The organism is Blautia sp. MSK18_10 (assembly GCF_020553185.1).
GTDB classification, from domain to species: domain Bacteria; phylum Bacillota; class Clostridia; order Lachnospirales; family Lachnospiraceae; genus Blautia_A; species Blautia_A wexlerae.
In genome coordinates this window covers 32,091-51,910 of record NZ_JAJCGT010000006.1, presented here as the reverse complement: position 1 = coordinate 51,910, position 19,820 = coordinate 32,091, and the positions used below count along the sequence as shown (strand labels likewise).

The following is a 19,820-nucleotide window of genomic DNA, read 5'->3' as shown; positions in this document are numbered from 1 at the left end:
CGTTAGTTCTGGGAGACGATCCGACCATCTTCGATACGGATAATGCGGTCTGCCATCTGCGCAATTTCTTCGTTGTGAGTGATCATTACGATTGTCTGGGCGAACTTTTGACTGGTGACTTTCAAAAGGCTCAATACATCCTGGCTGGTTTTGGAATCCAGATTGCCGGTGGGTTCATCTGCCAGAATGATAGCGGGTGCTGCCGCCAGCGCACGGGCAATGGCTACTCGCTGCTGTTGACCGCCTGAGAGCTGATTGGGCAGGGCATCCAGACGATCATCCAGCCCAAGTGTCTGTACAATCTGCTGTACGAAATCCTTATTGACCTTGCCACCGTCCAGCTCAATGGGTAGAACAATATTTTCATACACATTCAGCACCGGAACAAGATTATATGCTTGGAACACAAAGCCGATTTTCCTGCGGCGGAAGATGGTCAGCGCTTCCTCCCTCAGGGAGAAAATATCCTGTCCGTCCACCATGACCGTGCCACTTGTAGGGCGATCCAGCCCGCCCAGCATGTGCAGCAGCGTGGATTTGCCGGAGCCGGATGTGCCGACAATTGCAACAAATTCGCCCTTCTTTACACTTAAATCAACTCCATCCAACGCATGAACTGCGTTATTGCCGGAGCCATAAATCTTTTTCAGGTTTTTTGCCTGTAAAACTTCCATAAATGAGTACCTCCATGAAAAATTCTGTATGTATGAAAGGAAATGATCCTTTGATACATACAGATTATCGCATAGGAATCTTTCCACATTCTTTCCGGCAGAAAATGAAATCTAACAGTTTTGATAGAATTGTTGTTATTTCGGCAGAAATATGGAAAACGTACTTCCTTTTCCCGGAACGGAAGCAACCTTGATATAACCGCCCTCGCCGGATATGATCTGTCGGGCAAGGTATAAGCCGATGCCGACCCCTTCTTGTTTCTGTACACTATTTGAGCGGTAAAAGCGAGCAAATATTTTCGCTTGCTCACTTTCCGGGATGCCTGAACCGGTATCCGATATATCGATCCTTGCAAACATTTCATAGCTTACGGCAGAAAGAGTAATGGTGCCATGCTCTGTATATTTGATGGCGTTGTCTACGATATTAGCCAGAGCTTCCGCTGTCCATTTGAAGTCGAATACAGCAAAAGCATCTGTATCCTGCATTTGCAAAGACAATCCTTTTTCAGAAGCCTTGGCAGTATATTGTTCTACCACACTTTCAAGCAGCGGCTGTAGCGCTGCTTGCTGAGGGGAGAGCGAAATGATCCCGTTTTCCAGTCTGGAAAGCTTTACGAGAGAATCGATCAGAAATCGCAGCTTTTCCGATTGTTTGTACAGCGCCTCCACATTTGCCTTCGCCGATGCAGGCAGAGTTTCCTCCATCAAAAGCTCGCTGTATAACAGCAGATTTGCAATCGGCGTTTTCGTCTGGTGCGAGATGTCCGCAATCAAGGTTTTGATTTTGTCTTTTTCCTGCGCTACATTTCGAGAAGATGCTTCTGCGGCAGAAAGATAGTGTGCAAACTTTGTTTCCAAAGCAGACTGCCGGCTTTCATCAAAATTGGTTTCAGAAAAGGAGCCGGTCATGGCAGCGTCCAGCATTCTTTCGATTTCTTCCATCGTTTTTCTGGCCTTTCTCCGCTCCCATAACACAACAGCTGCCGCCGCCAGAAAACACAGCAGTATGATCACAATGCCGGTTTTATTCATCTTTTGTCACCCAGCTATAACCGATTCCATAGACGGTTTTAATGTACTTTTGTGCACCAAGCTTATCCCTCAGACGCTTGATCGTAACGGACAAAGCATTTTCATCCACATATTCTGCGCCATCTGTCCAGATCCGGTCGACAAGGTCTCCACGGGTCATGGTTCGACCACGATTTTCAACAAGCAGACGCAGTAATTTTTGTTCTGTTTTACTCAATTCCACTTTTGAATCTCCCACATAAAAGGTCATAGCCTCAAAGTCAAAGTGAAATAGATCAATATGGATCGATACATTTTTATGGTTTGACGCTTGCTTTCGCAGTTGGGTATTCACCCTTGCCCGCAAAACCGAAAGAGAAAAGGGCTTGGTAATGTAATCATCAGCGCCCCTCTCCAGTCCGTCTACGATGTCCAGATCGGTGTCATTGGCAGTCAGCAGAATAACAGGAACTCCGGGCATGTTTTCCTTGACCTCCCGGAGCAGCTCAAGCCCACTGCCATCTGGCAGATTGATATCCAACAGGATTAGGGATACACTACCGCAAAGCAATTGCTCTCTTGCCGCTTTTAGATCATGGCAGGATATAATCTGACGGTCATCTGCTTTCAATGCTTTACTTAAACCCTGATTCAACCCTATATCATCTTCAATAATCAATAATTGTTCCATGTATCTCACTCCTTCGTTATTCAAATGCCACCATCATTTCCTTGGGCAATTTTTTTCGTTTCGTTTTGGATTTCTGTTTCAGCCGGACAGCATGAATAGCACCTTCGGCAACCAGAAGTTCCCAGTCATATCTGGAGTTTTTGATTGTTCTGTTTTATGTGGCAAAGATTGATAAGAAAGCTATAAAAAAGAGGTTATGCGCACATCACATGTGCATAGCCTCGCTCCATTCTTTCTCCCTGAATCCGGTAAGTACAAAGTCATCTCCGATTACCAGAGGCCGTTTCACCAGCATTCCATCTGTAGCAAGGAGTTTCAGCTGCTCATCTTCAGACATATCTTTTAACTTATCTTTTAATCCCATTTCCTTATAGATCATTCCGCCTGTATTAAAGAATTTCTTCAGTGGAAGACCACTTTTTGCGTACCATTTCTTCAGTTCTTCGTAAGTAGGATTTTCTTCTTTAATAGCCCGTTCTTCATAATTGATATTGTGTTCGTCCAGCCATTTCAGGGCTTTCATGCAGGTACTGCATTTGCGGTAAACTAAAACTTTCATAGACATTCTCCTCGTATAGATTTATCGTAACTATTTACAGGTAATTACTTCCTCCGTTATTGTTCCAGATAGATATATCATAAATTGGAAAGGGCGATTTTGCAAGAGAATGTTATGGAAGAATTGTAAGGCTTAGATTTTCATAAATAAATCCTTTCGTTTGTCATAGGCGGAAACCCACTGCCTTTAGGCGGTGGGAGGAGCCTTGTAAATCGTTATCTATTATCCCTGACTCTCAATATATTTTTGTATAGTTGCTGATGACACTTCTCCAATGCTACAAGCAAAATAACCATCTGACCAAAATATTTTTTTCTTCCAATACTGTTTTGATAAGACCGAATTATACTTTTGCCATAAGTAGTATGTTGTTTCCTGCTTTACAATTTTAACAATGTCGCATACTCTATCCGTTGTATCATAACTTAACAAAAAATGTATATGGTCTTTGTCTGTTTCCATAGCAATTATTTCGTAGCCACGAGTATTAGCTATATCGAGAATCTTTTGTTTCACATCATCAGCAATAGAGCCTTTTAGTATTTGTTTGCGGTATTTGGTTACAAGAACTATATGTACTTTCAGACTGTATTTTCGTCTGTTATGACGATTATATCTATAATCCATAAATCACCTCTGACAGTTATTGACATTCACTAATTATTAGTATACACTATCATTAGTGAAGCATCAATAAGAGGAGTACATTTTATGGAACAGATAACTATAACTGCAAAAGTTCAGATAGCTGCAACTGATACAGATAAAGTTTTGCTTAATAAAACAATGTCTGTTTATTGTGATGCCTGTAATTATGTTTCAGATTATGTATTCCGCACACATGACCTAAAGCAGTTCTCACTCAATAAAATTTTGTACTCTGCTCTAAGAGAAAAGTTTAGTCTTAAATCACAAATGGCGCAGTCTGTTTTTAAGACGGTTATCGCAAGATATAAGTCCATTCTTGAAAATCAGAATGAATGGATAAAACCATCTTTTAAAAAACCTCAGTACGACCTGGTTTGGAACAGAGATTATTCTTTAACTCAAAACTGCTTTTCCGTCAATACGCTTAATGGTCGTGTGAAACTTCCTTATTTTGCTGAGGGTATGTCTAAGTATTTTAACCATTCTATTTACAGGTTTGGTACTGCCAAACTTGTAAATAAACGTGGTAAATACTATCTGTATATACCAGTTACTTATGAGGTTGAAGAAAGTAATATTTCTGATATTTGTAATGTTGTAGGTATTGACAGAGGTATTAACTTTGTTGTTGCAACTTATGACAGCAAACATAAGTCCGGATTTGTTAGTGGTAAAGCTATTAAACAGAAACGGGCTAATTATTCCAGGCTTCGTAAAGAACTTCAAATGCGACATACGCCATCCTCAAGACGAAGACTAAAAGCTATCGGTCAGCGAGAAAACCGTTGGATGCAGGATATTAACCATCAGGTATCGAAGGCACTCGCCACCGGTAATCCAAAGCATACTCTCTTTGTATTAGAAGATTTGATTGGTATTCGCAATGCTACAGAACGTGTCAAAACAAAAGACCGCTATGTTTCTGTATCATGGTCCTTTTATGACCTTGAGCAGAAGCTGATTTACAAAGCGAAGCAGAATCAATCTTCTGTAATAAAGGTGGATCCTCGTTATACCAGTCAATGCTGTCCTGCTTGTGGACATACTGAAAAGTCTAATCGTAATAAGAAAATACATTTGTTTACTTGCAAAAACTGCGGTTATACGTCTAATGATGACCGTATTGGAGCTATGAATCTGTATCGTATGGGAATAAACTATCTTGCTGATAGCCAAGTACCTGATACAGTTGTAACAGAGTAAACTCTGCTACAAAGGGTGCTGTCAACCACCCAATGATGTAACGCCACTTTAGGCAGCAATGTCTATTTGGGATAAAAGGTCGGAGGCGTAAGCCGTTACTACGACTGGGCAGTTACAAGCCCAATACCTTTAGGTGATGGGTAGTTGACGTTAATATATCCATATACAAAAGAAAAAACAGTCCCAGTTCCCCGGAGAGGAGAAATCATGCGTGATGAGACGAAGATGGACGTATATACGTCTGGAGTGACTGGCGCAGAGTATGATGCAGGAATGAAACAGCTTATGAGTAATAAGGAGATTATCGTTCCCATTTTGCAGATGACGGTGCCAGAGTTTAAAACGTGCTCACAGGAAGAAATTCTACAGTGCTTAGACATTTCTTCTATTACAAAAGATGATTTCGTAAGTGATATACCAAATGTAGAAAAGGATCTGAGATTAACAAAAGAAGACAGTGAACTCTCATCTCTTGTGGAGAAACTGGTAAGGTTTGATATTCGGTTTAAAATAATAAATCCAAAGTTATCTACAGAGAAAATAAGAGTGAATTTACATATTGATATGGAAGCGCAGAAAAGCTACCGTCCAAGTAATCCGTCATACCCTATATTAAAACGTGCCGTATATTATGTGGCCAGAGACCTTTCATCTCAGTTAAGTACTATTACGCAGACTACAGATTATTCAAAGTTGGAAAAATGTTACTCCATATGGATTTGTGCGGAGGATGTACCAAAGAAACTGCAGAATACATTGACGGAATACTCTTTTTCGAAGAAGGATATTATAGGGGTAGCAGATGAACCTGAGGAGGATTATGAGCTCTTAACAGTAATTATAATCCGACTGGGAAAAGAAACAGAAGAAAAAGGAATATTTGATTATCTGAAAGGGCTTTTTACTGGTGATATAAAGAGAATACAAAGATATTCACATATAGAATGGTCAGAACCATTTCAGGAGGAGGCGAGCAAAATGACAGGATTTGGAGATATGATTTATGAAAGAGGAATACAGCAAGGCCGTCATGAGGGAATGATTCTGGGGGCTCTCATGAGTGGAAAAACTCCAGAAGAAGTTTCGAAGATGTTGAACTTGCCTCTGGAAGAAATAAAAAAAGTTCAGGAACAGCAGATGACTGTGAACAAGTAGTGAAAGTAAATTACAAATATAAAATTAATTGGGAACTGGGAGCATTAATCAAGCTAATCATAAAAGAGGCTATGCACATTATACGTGCATAGCTCCTTTTGCGTTGGTATTTATGCATTGCGAATATCTGCCTGAAATCAATTTTCTGATTTTAATGCGTCTTCCAGGAATTTCACCGCATCTCTGACACAGTCATCACAGGAGCGGATTACCTTTCCGGTTTCCACACCCTTTAAGTCTTTACATATTACAGTTCCATTCTGCTGTTTAAACTGATTCATGACAGAGCGGACAGTCTGAGAGGTTCCTGCTTTGTCCTGGTTAATAAGTCCAGCTACAACTGCAGCACCGGAGATTGCTCCGCATATACCGGCCATAGTGCCAAGACCTGCACCGAATCCCTGTGTGATCTTTTTGAGTGTATCCTCATCCATAGATGCCTCTTTACAGAAAGAACAGGCCACAGCCTGTGCACAGTTATAGCCGTTATGTTTCTTTTCTACTGCTTTTTCACATCTTAAATTTTCCATATATAAAATCCTCCTGTGTATAAATTTTAACCGAATCAAGTAAGTCCCCTGCTTGACTTGCGAAAAGTAATAAGCAGTGGGTGGGGACTTGAAGATATAGTTTATGATAGCACCTTGAACCTGTTTTTACAACCTTCACAAAAATTTTCAATTTACAAAGATTTTACTTTAGCGTGGTTTTACATTTAACTTTGGATTTCTATAATAGCACTTGTAAATGAGGCAACAAGTTATAAAACATAAAGATATTAAAAAGGAAATGAGCCTTTCACTTTATATTAAAAACATGGCTCATGGGAAGAGGAGAAAATTATCATGAAGAAAAAAATCGCAACAATCCTTACAGCAGCAGTTATCGGAGCAACAGCTTTCACAACAATCGTAAGTGCAGCAAGCGGAGACATCACAGTTGTATCCCGTGAGGATGGTTCCGGTACACGTGGAGCATTCGTAGAACTGTTTGGAATTGAAGAAGAAAAAGACGGTGAGAAAGTAGATATGACTACAGATGAAGCAAGTGTAACAAACAGCACATCTGTTATGATGACAACTGTTGCAGGTGATGAAAATGCAATCGGTTATATCTCACTTGGTTCTCTGGATGATACAGTAAAGGCAGTTAAGATCGACGGCGTAGAAGCTACTGTAGATAATGTTTCCAATGATTCTTACAAGATCGCACGTCCATTCAACATCCTTACATCTGATAAAGAAAGCGATGCAGCAAAGGATTTTGTAAACTACATTATGAGCTCTGACGGACAGAAGATCGTAGAGGACAACGGTTATATCAAAGAAGCAGCAGATGCTAAGGCTTATGAAGCAGCAGACGGAGTTTCCGGTAAAGTAGTAGTTGCAGGTTCTTCTTCAGTAACACCGGTTATGGAGAAACTTGCAGAAGGCTATGAAGCAGTAAACAAAGACGTAACTGTAGAAGTTCAGCAGAGTGATTCCACAACAGGTGTAAACATGGCAGCAGAAGGAACAGTAGATATCGGTATGGCATCCCGTGACCTGAAGGATGAAGAGAAAGACCTTGGTCTTACAGCTACAGTTATCGCAAGAGATGGTATCGCAGTCATCGTAAACAAAGACAATGATGTTGATGAACTTACAAGCAATCAGGTAAAGGCTGTATACACAGGCGAGACTACTACATGGGAAGATCTTGCTAAATAATGTAACAGATTTAGTTTCAGAGCAGTTCGCCTGTGAATGAAATAGTACAGCAGGCGGGCTGTTTGCATGTTGAAAATCATATTCTGAGAATTATTGCAAAAGTGACAGGTTATGATTTTTGATACAGGGAAAGAAAGGTGTAATGAATGAACCACTTTAAAGAAAAAGCAATGAAATGTGTATTTCTGATCGCAGCCTGTACTTCAGTGTTGGCAGTATTTCTGATCTGTGCATTTCTGTTTGCAAATGGTGTCCCGGCTATCGGGAAAATCGGCCCGCTGAAGTTCCTGCTGGGAACGAAGTGGAAGCCGTCAAATGATATTTTTGGAATCCTTCCAATGATCGTAGCAAGTATTTATGTAACTGCAGGTGCCATTCTCCTGGGGGTGCCGATTGCACTCTTTACTTCTGTTTTTATGGCACGTTACTGCCCGAAGAAAATTTACAGACCATTGAAATCAGGAATTGAATTGATGGCAGGTGTACCTTCTATTGTGTATGGTTTCTTTGGCCTGATTCTTATTGCTCCTCTGATCAGACAGATTTTCGGCGGAACAGGAACCAGTATGCTGGCAGCCTGTGTTCTGCTTGGAATGATGATCCTGCCGACTATCATCGGAGTTACGGAATCTGCGATCCGCAGCGTACCTGAGAGTTATTACGAAGGTTCACTGGCACTGGGAGCAACCAAGGAGAGAAGCATCTTTTTTGTCATGCTTCCGGCAGCAAAATCAGGTATTCTGGCAGCTGTAGTGCTTGGAATCGGTCGGGCGATCGGTGAGACAATGGCTGTTGTAATGGTTGCAGGTAACCAGCCGAGAATGCCACAGGGAATCCTGAAAGGTGTCCGTACAATGACTGCAAATATCGTCACTGAGATGGGTTATGCAACAGGTCTTCACAGAGAAGCACTGATCGCAACAGCAGTTGTGTTATTTATCTTTATTCTTATCATTAACCTGAGTCTTTCTTTACTGAACAGGAGGGCAGAACATGCAAATTGATACAGCAGCGGCAATTGATTTGTCCAAAGAAAAAAAGCAGAATGAGTCTTCGTTCTCAGATCAGATGAAGGCATATATTAAGCATCCGGGATCAGGTGTTCTTGCATTGCTTACCCTTTTAGGTGCAGTCCTGACATTTGCATTACTGTTCTTCCTGATCGGATATATTCTGGTCAAGGGCGTACCGTATCTGTCAACAGACTTGTTCAGTTTAACTTATAATTCAGAGAATCTTTCCTTACTTCCTTCTCTGATCAACACATTCATCCTGACGGTTGTTTCACTTGTAATCGCAGCACCGCTGGGAATCTTTGCAGCCATCTATCTGGTAGAATATGCGAAAAAAGGAAGTAAGCTTGTAAATGTGATCCGTATTACAGCAGAAACACTTTCAGGAATTCCTTCTATTGTATATGGCCTTTTCGGTATGCTGTTTTTCGTAACAGCACTGCATTGGGGACTTTCTCTTCTGTCCGGTGCTTTCACACTGGTAATCATGATTCTTCCTCTGATCATGCGTACTGCGGAAGAAGCCCTGAAATCTGTTCCTGATTCTTATCGTGAAGCCAGCTTTGGACTTGGAGCAGGTAAACTTCGTACCATCTTCACCATTGTTCTGCCATCAGCAGTACCTGGTATTCTGGCAGGTGTGATCCTGGCCATCGGACGTGTGATCGGCGAAACAGCAGCCCTGATTTATACAGCAGGTACAGTTGCAGAGGTACCGAAGAACCTGATGGGTTCCGGACGTACTCTGGCACTTCATATGTATGTGCTGTCAGGTGAGGGCCTTCATATGAATCAGGCATCTGCAACAGCAGTTGTTATTCTGGCATTTGTTCTTGTAATCAATTTCCTGTCCGGAGCAGTTGCCAAACGAATTGCGAAAGGATAAGAAAAATGAGTGGAAATGAAAAAATAACAGTTGAAAGTATGAACTTATATTACGGAAAGTTTCATGCGCTGAAGAATATAAACATGGCAATTCCGGAGAAAGAAATCACAGCTTTTATCGGGCCGAGTGGCTGTGGTAAATCTACACTTCTGAAATCTTTAAACCGTATGAATGACCTTGTTGAGGGATGTGTGATCACCGGTAAGGTACAGCTTGACGGTGAAGATATTTACGGAGATATGGATGTGAATCTTCTGAGAAAAAGAGTGGGAATGGTATTCCAGAAGCCCAATCCTTTTCCTATGAGCATTTATGATAACATTGCATATGGACCGAGAACCCATGGAATCCGTTCCAAGTCTAAACTGGATGATATTGTAGAAAAATCTCTCCGCGATGCGGCAATCTGGGATGAAGTAAAAGACAGATTAAAGAAAAGCGCACTGGGTATGTCCGGTGGCCAGCAGCAGAGACTTTGCATTGCCAGAGCACTGGCAGTTCAGCCGGAGGTACTTCTGATGGATGAGCCTACATCCGCACTTGACCCTATCTCAACTTCCAAGATCGAGGAGCTGGCGATGGAGTTAAAGAAGGATTATACCATTGTTATGGTAACTCATAATATGCAGCAGGCTACACGTATTTCTGATAAAACAGCTTTCTTCCTTCTGGGAGAAGTAGTTGAGTTTGATGATACTGATAAACTGTTCTCTATGCCTTCTGACAAGCGTACAGAGGATTATATTACAGGAAGGTTTGGTTGATTATGTCAAAGTATTTCGAAAGACAGCTGGAGGAACTGCACGTTCAGCTTATCACACTGGGAAGCTATTGTGAGAAAGCAATTTCATTCTCTGCAAAAGCAATCCAGAAGGTACAGAATGAAGAGATTGCCCGCCAGGTTTTTGAGACGGACAGAGATATTGATGCCAAGGAAAGAGAGATTGAGAATCTGTGCCTGAGTCTTCTGCTCCATCAGCACCCGGTTGCAAGAGATTTAAGAGAGATATCTGCAGCATTGAAGATGGTTTCTGATATGGAACGTATCGGTGACCAGGCAGCAGATATTGCAGATTTGTCTTTATATGTTGCAAAGAATACCACTGCGATCCCGGAGACTATCACACAGATGGCGGAAGATACTGTGCGTATGGTAACTGAGAGCGTAGATGCTTTTGTAAAGAGTGATCTGGAGCTGTGCAGAAATGTCATTGACAGAGATGATGTGGTGGATGATGCGTTTAACGAGATCAAAGAGAAGCTTGCAGATATGATTTACGGAGGAAATCTGGATGCCAAGACAGGGCTGGATCTTCTTATGACTGCAAAGTACTTTGAACGTATCGGTGATCACGCAGTGAATATTGCTGAATGGGTGGAATATTCCATCACAGGACAGCACAGAAATAATGAGCATCAGGATTATCTGAATAATTAAAAAATGAAGTCCCTTATCACAGATAATGTGAGAGTGTGCAGGGGCGTTTTATATCCGCAGGCGGGAACCGTTTGCGGATATTTGAGTGTTAATATGTAAAGGGAAGTGAAGAGAAGTGACAAAAAAAATATTTAAGTCTACAATGTTAGTATGTGTACTGGTTCTGTCTGTAGGACTGGCTGCTGTGATGGGGATTCTTTACAGTAATTTTGACGGACAGATGAAGAAAGAACTGTCAAAGGAAGCTGCTTATCTGTCATATGGTGTAGAACAGCAGGGAACAGATTATCTGAAGAATGTAAAGGATAAGAGCTCAAGGATTACTTATATTAATAAGGATGGAACTGTGCTTTTTGATAATAAGGCTGATGCAGATGAAATGCAAAATCATAAGAACAGAACTGAATTTCAGAAAGCAGAGAAATATGGTGCAGGAGAATGTTCCAGGTATTCGGATACACTTTCTGAGAAAACAATTTATTATGCACTGCGTCTGAAGGATGGAACTGTGCTGAGAGTTTCAGACACTCAGGATTCTGTGCTGGCACTGGTTGAAAATCTTCTTCTTCCCTTATGTGGACTCTTATTTTTGATGCTGATTCTATCAGGAATCATGGCATCTGTGATATCAAAAAGGATCGTAAAACCTGTGAATGAGCTGGATCTGGAACATCCGGAGGAGAATAAGATTTACGAGGAGCTTTCTCCGCTTTTAGGTAAAATCCATAAACAGAACCGGCAGATCCAGAAGCAGCTGGAACTGGCAAAACAGCAGCAGGAAGAATTCTCTCTTATTACAGAAAATATGCAGGAAGGTCTGATCGTGATTGATAAGTATACCATGATTCTTTCTGCCAATTCCAGTGCATGGAATCTGTTCCGGGTAGATAAAGTATGTCAGGGAGAAAGTGTTTACTGTCTGGATCGTGCGGAAGATTTCAGACATGCGATCGAGCAGGTTCTCAGCGGAGAACATGCGGAACTGATATTGAAATTAAATGGAAGCGATATCCAGTTGATTGCCAATCCTGTGGTACGTGGACAAAAAACAGAAGGTGCTGTGATCCTGCTTGTGAATGTGACAGAGAAGCTTGAGAGGGAGAATCTGCGGAGAGAGTTTTCGGCAAATGTCTCTCATGAGCTGAAGACTCCTCTGACTTCTATTTCAGGATTTGCGGAGATCATGCAGGGCGGTCTGGTGAAATGTGAGGATATTCCCAAGTTTGCAGGGCGTATTTATAAGGAATCCCAGAGACTGCTTCAGCTGGTTGAGGATGTGATCCAGATTTCCCAGCTTGACGAGGAAAAAACATCCTACACCTGGGAACTGGTGGATGTTTATCAGGTTTGTAAGAATGCCTTTGAAAGTCTGAAGGAGAAAGCACAGAGCATGAATGTGCATCTTTATATCTGTGGGGACAGTATGAAGATGGAAGCAGTTCGGACACTTCTGGAAGAGGCAGTTTATAATGTCTGCGATAATGCCATTAAGTATAACCGAAATGATGGAAGTGTAAGCATTTTTCTGACTCAGACTGCACATGAGATACAGATTGTAGTCAAGGATACAGGTGTGGGAATTCCAAAGGAAGATCAGGATAGAGTTTTTGAGAGATTTTACAGAGTGGATAAAAGTCATTCCAAAGAGATTGGAGGTACCGGACTGGGACTTTCTATTGTGAAGCATGCGGTCAGCACTTTGAATGGAAGTATTGTGCTGAGAAGTGAAGAAGGAAGTGGAACGGAAATTACTATGAAATTTCTGAAAGTGCATAAGGAATAAAATAGAATAGATACAGAGGGGATGTCAGTTTGACAGCCCCTCTAAATTATACCGTAGAAAGAACCTTTTTATTTTTTTCGATATTCATTGGGGGTGCAGCCGATCACATCTTTAAACAGTTTGGAAAAGTAGGAATAATTTCCATAGCCGACTTTCAAAGCAACTGTTCCCACCGGGATGTCAGGGTTGAGCAGAAGCTCTTTTGCTTTTTCTAACCGATAGGTGGTGATGTAATTGATGATAGAGGTCTGCGTTTGTTTTTTGAAAAGTCGTGCCAGATAATCTGGATTGAGATAAACCATATCAGCCAGCATGGTACGTGAGATATCTTCGGAGTAGTGCTGATGGATATAGTTGAGTACAATATCAACGACGGAGTCTTTTTCGTTGATGAAGCTATTGTATTCTACGGCGCGTTGTATCAGATAGCGCAGATAATTAAACATATATGGTACAGCGTCCAGAGATTTTGTGATCAGTTCGTCTCTTTCTTCTGAAGAAAATAGAGTGTGTGCTTCGATTCCGTTTTTATGTAGATAGGAAAAAACAATTTGTTCGATATCAAGTCTCAGATGCAGAAGAAAATTTTTGGTGATACCACTGGCCTGAATGTATTTGGACAGGTAATTTTCGATATTCTGTAAAGCTGCGTCTGCCTGTTTTTGTTCCAGAAAAGTATTGATTACTTCCAGTGATGGAGGGATGTAGGAAGTTGTGCTGGGAACAAAATCTTGCAGAAAAAGTGGTTTATTTACGGAGTTAAGGTTGGATTCTCTCATTTCACGTAGTCTGGTAAGAGTTTCAGGCAGTTCTGTCAGGGAAACCTCTGGTGCAATGCCGCATGCAATTTCACAGTGCAGAAAACTCTGAAGATTTTTGAACAGTGTCAGTAGATTTTCTGTAAATGGCTGACGGATTTGTTCCAGTTGCAATCCAGAAAGTATGACAACGTATTCAAAGGTGTTCAGTATCACTATAGACTCATAGAGAATGCAGGATTTCTGAAAGGTTTCGGCTGTAATATTCTGGAAAGAAAAATCTACCATGGAAGACTCCATGGGCATTATCTGGCCGGAGAGTGGATAAAGCCGGAACAAAACAGGAATGAAGAGGTCATCTGCTGTATAGGAAAGATCTTTTTTTCTTAATTCTGTTTCAAGAAGAGAAGGTTCACGAAACAGAGTGGTGGCAAAAAGTTCTTTCCAGAATAAATCTACAATATAGCGGTAATTATCTTTCCATTTCTGACTGTCTGCTTTTGTCTGGGTGAGCGCAGCATTCTTTCTGACTTTAGAAACTGCTTTTTCCAGAATATGGAATAAAGTATCAAAGTCTATAGGTTTTAGCTGGTAATCGAGGGAGGACAGTTCGATAGCTTTTTTTGCGTAATCAAAATCCGCATAGCTGGTCAGGAAAATAAATTGTATTTCTTTTCCTGATTCCCGGACCCAGGAAAGAAGATCAAGACCAGAACCGCCGGGCATTTCGATATCGCAAATACAGATATCGATGGAGTTTTTTTCTATGATTTTCTGAGCTTGACGGATATTGAAAGCAGTGAGTACTTCTGTGATTGTTAGTTGCTCCCAGTTTATTTTTTTCTCAAGGGCCGCTACAACAAAGCGGTCATCATCAACTAATAATGCGTTCATAAAACTTTCCTTTCATAAATTAGGCAGAGAATTGGATCAGATTGCAGGGAGAAGGATGGTTACGCAGGCACCCCCAGACGGGAGGTTTGAGAAAGTAATGACCGCTTCTCCCTGACCGTACAGCAGATTCAGACGTTGGATGGCATTGGTAATTCCAATACGGTGACCATTTTGAGGTTCCAGAGGAATAGCAGAATTTAGGGATTGCAGGATGTCTTCCGAGAATCCGCATCCAGTGTCCATGACCTGAATCTGAATATTTTCATGTGAATTTCCGCCGGCAGTCATCCAGGCGATGTCTGTGCGTATGATTATGGGGTCATCAAAAGTATTGGAGTGTTTGATGGCGTTTTCTATAAAGGTCTGGATCAGAATTGGTGGGATTCGTATGTTTTCTGTACCTTCTTCTGCGTGAATTTCATAGGAGAACGTATCTCCGTAACGCATCTTTTGGATTTCCATATAATTTTTTATATGTTCCAGTTCATTTTTTACAGGAACAAGATCCTGGGTGTTCTGGAAAATATATCGAAAATAGTTGGAAGTAATCATAGACATTTTCATGATCTCTTCGTAAAGCTGCGTCTGTGCCATACTGTAAATGGTATTCAGACAGTTCAGAAAAAAGTGAGGACGGATCTGTAGCTGAAGATAATTCATCATTGTTTTTTGTTTTTCCAGTTCTTTTTCGTAAATGTCAATTTTCAGTTTTTTGATCTGGCGCATCAGATTTTTGAACTGGGAGTTCGCCTGCTCAAGTTCGAGAAGATTGGTGTCTTTTAAACTGATGGTTTCTGCAGAATCATCCAGATGTGCCAGATTTTCTAAAAAGAGCTTGATCGGAGTCAGAACGTGTTTCTTCATATAGAAAATGGAAGTAAACAGGATAACTGCGACCAGAAGGACTGCCAGTACAAGAATAAACTGAAGCAGGATTATTTTTTCATAAGCCCTGAATTTGCTGAGAATAATCTGAGGATAAAAAGCACCCATAATCAGAGCACCGCTGATAATCAGATTATTTCCCTTATTATAAGTCTCGTAAGAATCGGAATTGCTTTTTCTTGAAAATTCAATATGGTGTTGCTTCAGCAGTTCTTTATTAGTAAGTACGGTTCCGTTTTGCGAGGTAAGAGAAATGAAACCGTCTTTTTCTTTAATTATGTTTTTTAGTGGCTGAATGATATTGTCAGCAGGAATAAAACAGCAGGCGTAGTGGGAGCCTGTATGAAAGGATTTGTAAAAATATACGTTCTTTCCGAACATTAGTACTTCCCAGGCATCCGTGTAGAAACTTGTTTTGGGCGCAGTTATTTTTTGGATTAGATGCTTGTTCAGCAGTACGAGCTGATTCTGAGTAAGTGTCTGAAAAATTTCTGTAGGACGATACATCCGTTCATTCTCTGAATTATATAGAAAAATCTGATATCCTTTTTCAAAAGATTCCAGAAAAATATCAATATTATTATGAACTCGTTCTGCGGATGAAATGAATTCCAGTTTGTCCTGTGTTTCCAACAGAGTATCTGCATCGTCATTTTCAGTCAGGAGCCGGATTAAATAGCGATTGATGGAAATATGTGCGGTGTCGATTTGCGAAGCATAAAGGGATGTTGTATCTTGCAGGGACTGAATACTTTGGGAACGCATGGAAAAAATGACAAAACAGCTGATCATGATATCCAGGATTACAACCGGAACCAGCAGAAAAAACAAAAATTTTATGACATGATCAATGGAGTATCCGGCAACACGATGTCTGGAATACATATAAATACCTCCTGAAATATTATAAAATCATTATGATGAAAACAATTATAACAAAAATCCGATAAAAAGATAATAATATTCCGACCTTTTGATACAACAAAAGAGACAAGCTATGAAAAAAGAAATCGGATTTCGGAAAGTGTGAGGTCGTTATTTTACTATTAAAATACTGGAAAATCTGTATAATGAGAAACATCAGACAGAGAGATGTATACATCAAAAAAAATTAAAAAGGAAAAGAATTGAGGTAAAAGGATGAATAAGAAAGTGATTGCAGCGGGAATGGCTATGGTACTGGCTTCTATGGGGCTGACTGCCTGTGGCGATTCCGGTTCAAAAGAGGCTAAAGATTCTTCTGATGAGACTTATACAGTTACAATGGCTTATATTGGAGATAAGGAGGAAGATACAGATCGCATCGAGAAGAAAATCAATGAGATTATGAAGAAAGATATCAATATGGAACTCGATATCGAACCGATCAGCTGGGGTGCCTATGCGGAAACAATGAAGCTGATTCTATCCGGTGGAGAAAAGATGGACATTGTACCAATCCTGGTGGAACAGGTTAATTCCATGGTGAATGCGAAGCAGGTTATTGACATGTCTGAATATATCGACAAATATGGCAATAATATTAAAGAACTGCTTGGTGATACTGCGAAAGCAGCAAATATCGGAAATTATGTATACGGTGTGACAACAGGACGCGAATGGTTCTGCCAGTCATCTGTTATTATGCGAAAAGATATTCTGGATGAGTGTGGAATTGATGTATCTTCTATCACAGATTATAAAGATTTGACTGACGTTTATGCAACTGTGAAAGAAAAATATCCAGATATGGTCATGATGGCAAGCAATAACAGTGCAACACCGGATACCAAATATGAAATGAATGATACACTTACTGATGGATTTGGTGTATTGATGGATCATGGTCAGGATACGACAGTTGTAGATTATTATGAGACAGATGAATATAAAGAGTTTGTAGAAACAATGTATGACTGGCAGCAAAAAGGTTATTTGTCCAAAGATGCTGCAACCACAACAGAGAGTGCGGAGAATCAGGTAAAAGCAGGTGCCGCTTTTTCTTACCTTGCACCAAACAAACCAGGATATGATACCCGTGCCGCTTTACTTTGCGGAACAGAGATGGAGATTGCTCCGATTTCCGAACCATGGGCTGGTACTGCACAAATTTCTTACCTGACTTATGGCATCAGTTCAAGTTCTGCTGATAAAGATAAAACAATGCAGTGTCTGGATTATTTATATGGAAATGCAGATATTCTGAACCTGTTGAACTGGGGGGAAGAAGGTGTTGATTACGAAGTTGTAGATGCTGAAAATAATATCATTAACTATCCGGATGGAAAAGATGACAGCAACACGTATCATCTGGCAGAAGGATGGCAGTTATTTGACCAGTTTAAAATGCATATCTGGGAGGGTGATTCACCAGATATCTGGGATGAAACAAAGGCACTGAATGAGAGTGCAATCAAATCAAAAGCATTCGGATTTACCTATGATTCTACAAGTGTTGCAAACGAACTGGCTGCACTGAGTAATGTAAAAGCAAAATATGCAGCTGCTCTTGGTTCTGGTACAGTAGATCCTGAAGAAACACTTCCGAAATTTATTGAGGAACTGAAGAAAGCAGGAATTGAGAAAGTGATCAGCACCAAACAGGAACAGCTGGACAAGTGGCTGGAAGAGAATAAATAACACAGACAGGGGATGCCGCTATGCATCCCCTGTTATATTCCAGATAATTGAAAGGAAAAATTTATGAAAAAAGCAAAATTTAAAAGATGGGTACCGCTTTATCTGATGATGGCACCGGGGCTGATTTATCTTTTTATCAATAATTATATGCCGATGGCAGGACTTGTGGTTGCTTTCAAAAATTACAACGTGGTAGATGGAATCTTTGGCAGCCCATGGGCCGGTCTCAGCAATTTTACTTATCTGTTTAATGATGCGTGGACGATTACAAGAAATACGTTGCTTTATAATATTGTATTTATTATCATCAACCTGATTCTGGGAATTGCATTTGCCATCTTTATCTGTGATATTCGGAGCAAGGCATGCAAAACAATTTATCAAAGTGCAATTTTACTGCCGTTTCTTATGTCTATTGTAATTGTAAGTTATATCACTTTTGCCTTTTTCAGTGGGGACAATGGAATGCTGAATAAGACAATTCTTCCGTTTTTCGGGAAAGAAGCAATTAATTGGTATTCAGAATCCAAATATTGGCCTGTGATCCTGGTTATCGTAAATACATGGAAAGGTGTAGGATATGGATGCCTGATTTATATTTCCAGTATTTCCGGAATTGATCCTTCTTTTTATGAGGCTGCAGAACTGGATGGAGCTTCAAAGTGGAAACAGATCCGATACATTACACTTCCATCGATCATGCCGTCTGTAATCACTTTGACACTGTTAAACATTGGAAGAATTTTCTATTCTGATTTTGGATTATTCTATCAGGTTACACAAAATTCCGGTCAGCTTTATGATACCACCAATGTAATCGATACTTATGTATACAGGGCACTGCTTCAGTCCGGAAATATCGGAATGGCTTCAGCGGCAGGCTTTTATCAGTCCATTGTCGGATTTGCCTGTGTACTGCTGGCAAATGTGGTTGTGCGCAAATTAAGCCCTGAAAATGCAATGTTCTAGGAGGTAAAAAATGGTTAGAAGCAAAAGTGCAAAAAGATTTGAACGATTGGCACATACGGTCATGATACTGGTTACAATCTGTATTGTATTGCCGTTTATCTTGTTATTTATGTCATCTATTACCTCTGAAAGTGCTCTGGTTAGAGATGGATATTCCTTTTTTCCAAAAGAGTTCAGTATTCATGCCTATAAGTTTATCTGGGATAATGCTGCAAATGTATTCAGGGCATATGGAATTACAATACTGGTCACTGTAATAGGAACCAGTATTAATGTGGCAATGTCTGCATTGTTGGCGTATCCGCTTTCCCTGAAAAATCTTCCAGGAAAAAGAATCCTGAATTTCTACATATTTTTTACCATGTTATTTAATGGTGGACTGGTTCCTACATATCTCATGTATACAGGAATTTTCCATATCAATAACACACTGCTTGCATATATTGTGCCGGGACTTCTGATGAGTGCTATGAATGTTATGCTGATTCGTACATTCTTTGCGACCAGTATTCCGGATGCACTTTTTGAAGCAGCTCAGATTGACGGTGCAAGTCAATTCCAGATTTTTTTCAAAATTGTATTGCCACTGGGTAAACCCATTCTTATTGCCATGGGTCTGCTTTCCGGATTAGGATACTGGAATGACTGGACAAATGGTCTGTACTATATTAGAGATACGAAGTTATATGGCATTCAGAACCTTCTGAATAAGATGATTTCAGATTTGACAGCACTGACACAGAATGCTTCTGGTGCGTCAACTGTTGCAATTGCAGATATTCCATCTGCATCTGTCAGAATGGCAATAGCGTTTGTTGCAATGCTACCGATTTTATGCCTGTATCCGTTTTTACAGAGATATTTTACCAAAGGTATCGCGCTTGGTGCCGTAAAAGGCTGAAGATGTTTTGAAGGAAAGGTG

General features: G+C 40.5%; 19 protein-coding genes. 11 read left to right on the top strand and 8 right to left on the bottom strand.

Annotated elements, in window-relative coordinates:
* Positions 1-2: 2 nt before the first annotated feature.
* The 5 genes from LI074_RS04595 to tnpA all read right to left on the bottom strand — a co-directional run bounded on the left by LI074_RS04595 (position 3) and on the right by tnpA (position 3,565).
* A complete protein-coding gene (locus LI074_RS04595; RefSeq protein WP_055153864.1) occupies positions 3-674 on the bottom strand; it encodes an ABC transporter ATP-binding protein in 672 nt (223 codons plus the stop codon).
* A gap of 135 nt (positions 675-809) precedes the next feature.
* Positions 810-1,709: a sensor histidine kinase gene (locus tag LI074_RS04590; protein WP_055153866.1), complete on the bottom strand. Its 900-nt coding sequence runs from the start codon at positions 1,707-1,709 to the stop codon at positions 810-812.
* Positions 1,702-2,379: a response regulator transcription factor gene (locus tag LI074_RS04585; RefSeq protein WP_055153868.1), complete on the bottom strand. Its 678-nt coding sequence runs from the start codon at positions 2,377-2,379 to the stop codon at positions 1,702-1,704. Before LI074_RS04585 ends, LI074_RS04590 begins: the two co-directional genes overlap by 8 nt.
* A gap of 205 nt (positions 2,380-2,584) precedes the next feature.
* On the bottom strand, positions 2,585-2,944 hold the full coding sequence (locus LI074_RS04580) for an arsenate reductase family protein (protein ID WP_025577743.1): 360 nt from the start codon (positions 2,942-2,944) through the stop codon (positions 2,585-2,587).
* Positions 2,945-3,160: 216 nt separating this feature from the next.
* Positions 3,161-3,565, bottom strand: coding sequence for an IS200/IS605 family transposase (gene tnpA, locus LI074_RS04575; RefSeq protein ID WP_055153870.1), 405 nt, complete (start codon positions 3,563-3,565; stop codon positions 3,161-3,163).
* Between the two features lie 84 nt (positions 3,566-3,649).
* Between tnpA and LI074_RS04570 the strand changes: the two genes are divergently transcribed.
* Together LI074_RS04570 and LI074_RS04565 are read left to right on the top strand one after the other, a co-directional pair.
* On the top strand, positions 3,650-4,789 hold the full coding sequence (locus tag LI074_RS04570; protein WP_118670169.1) for an RNA-guided endonuclease TnpB family protein: 1,140 nt from the start codon (positions 3,650-3,652) through the stop codon (positions 4,787-4,789).
* A 144-nt stretch (positions 4,790-4,933) separates the two neighbouring features.
* Complete coding sequence (locus LI074_RS04565; RefSeq protein WP_265107644.1) at positions 4,934-5,944, top strand: Rpn family recombination-promoting nuclease/putative transposase; 1,011 nt, start codon at positions 4,934-4,936, stop codon at positions 5,942-5,944.
* Positions 5,945-6,081: 137 nt separating this feature from the next.
* On the opposite strand, the gene LI074_RS04560 is transcribed toward LI074_RS04565, so the two are convergent.
* Positions 6,082-6,474 carry a C-GCAxxG-C-C family protein gene (locus LI074_RS04560; RefSeq protein WP_173698123.1) on the bottom strand — a complete coding sequence of 131 codons (393 nt, stop codon included), beginning with the start codon at positions 6,472-6,474 and terminating at the stop codon, positions 6,082-6,084.
* Between the two features lie 315 nt (positions 6,475-6,789).
* On the opposite strand from LI074_RS04560, the gene LI074_RS04555 reads away from it, so the two are divergent.
* The 6 genes from LI074_RS04555 (at position 6,790) to LI074_RS04530 (ending at position 12,773) form a co-directional block, all read left to right on the top strand.
* Positions 6,790-7,653, top strand: a complete 864-nt coding sequence (locus tag LI074_RS04555; RefSeq protein WP_173698122.1) for a substrate-binding domain-containing protein — start codon at positions 6,790-6,792, stop codon at positions 7,651-7,653.
* A gap of 146 nt (positions 7,654-7,799) precedes the next feature.
* On the top strand, positions 7,800-8,657 hold the full coding sequence (pstC, locus tag LI074_RS04550; RefSeq protein ID WP_118616840.1) for a phosphate ABC transporter permease subunit PstC: 858 nt from the start codon (positions 7,800-7,802) through the stop codon (positions 8,655-8,657).
* A complete protein-coding gene (gene pstA, locus LI074_RS04545; protein WP_008705064.1) occupies positions 8,647-9,552 on the top strand; it encodes a phosphate ABC transporter permease PstA in 906 nt (301 codons plus the stop codon). Before pstC ends, pstA begins: the two co-directional genes overlap by 11 nt.
* A 5-nt stretch (positions 9,553-9,557) precedes the next feature.
* Positions 9,558-10,316, top strand: a complete 759-nt coding sequence (gene pstB / locus LI074_RS04540) for a phosphate ABC transporter ATP-binding protein PstB (protein ID WP_118566871.1) — start codon at positions 9,558-9,560, stop codon at positions 10,314-10,316.
* A 2-nt stretch (positions 10,317-10,318) separates the two neighbouring features.
* A complete protein-coding gene (gene phoU, locus LI074_RS04535) occupies positions 10,319-10,990 on the top strand; it encodes a phosphate signaling complex protein PhoU (protein WP_008705061.1) in 672 nt (223 codons plus the stop codon).
* 115 nt (positions 10,991-11,105) lie between these two features.
* The gene (locus tag LI074_RS04530) at positions 11,106-12,773 is read left to right on the top strand and encodes a sensor histidine kinase (RefSeq protein WP_062808139.1); all 1,668 of its coding nucleotides are present in this window, start codon (positions 11,106-11,108) and stop codon (positions 12,771-12,773) included.
* A 68-nt stretch (positions 12,774-12,841) separates the two neighbouring features.
* Here the strand turns inward: LI074_RS04530 and LI074_RS04525 are convergent, their stop codons facing one another.
* Together LI074_RS04525 and LI074_RS04520 are read right to left on the bottom strand one after the other, a co-directional pair.
* Positions 12,842-14,425, bottom strand: coding sequence for a response regulator transcription factor (locus LI074_RS04525; protein WP_173698121.1), 1,584 nt, complete (start codon positions 14,423-14,425; stop codon positions 12,842-12,844).
* Between the two features lie 36 nt (positions 14,426-14,461).
* Positions 14,462-16,195 carry a sensor histidine kinase gene (locus LI074_RS04520; RefSeq protein WP_055053800.1) on the bottom strand — a complete coding sequence of 578 codons (1,734 nt, stop codon included), beginning with the start codon at positions 16,193-16,195 and terminating at the stop codon, positions 14,462-14,464.
* 255 nt (positions 16,196-16,450) lie between these two features.
* Between LI074_RS04520 and LI074_RS04515 the strand changes: the two genes are divergently transcribed.
* The 3 genes from LI074_RS04515 to LI074_RS04505 all read left to right on the top strand — a co-directional run bounded on the left by LI074_RS04515 (position 16,451) and on the right by LI074_RS04505 (position 19,799).
* Positions 16,451-17,929, top strand: coding sequence for an ABC transporter substrate-binding protein (locus LI074_RS04515; protein ID WP_008705054.1), 1,479 nt, complete (start codon positions 16,451-16,453; stop codon positions 17,927-17,929).
* A gap of 63 nt (positions 17,930-17,992) precedes the next feature.
* Positions 17,993-18,898, top strand: a complete 906-nt coding sequence (locus tag LI074_RS04510; protein WP_008705047.1) for an ABC transporter permease — start codon at positions 17,993-17,995, stop codon at positions 18,896-18,898.
* Between the two features lie 10 nt (positions 18,899-18,908).
* Complete coding sequence (locus tag LI074_RS04505) at positions 18,909-19,799, top strand: carbohydrate ABC transporter permease (protein ID WP_008705044.1); 891 nt, start codon at positions 18,909-18,911, stop codon at positions 19,797-19,799.
* The last annotated feature ends 21 nt before the right edge of the window (positions 19,800-19,820 follow it).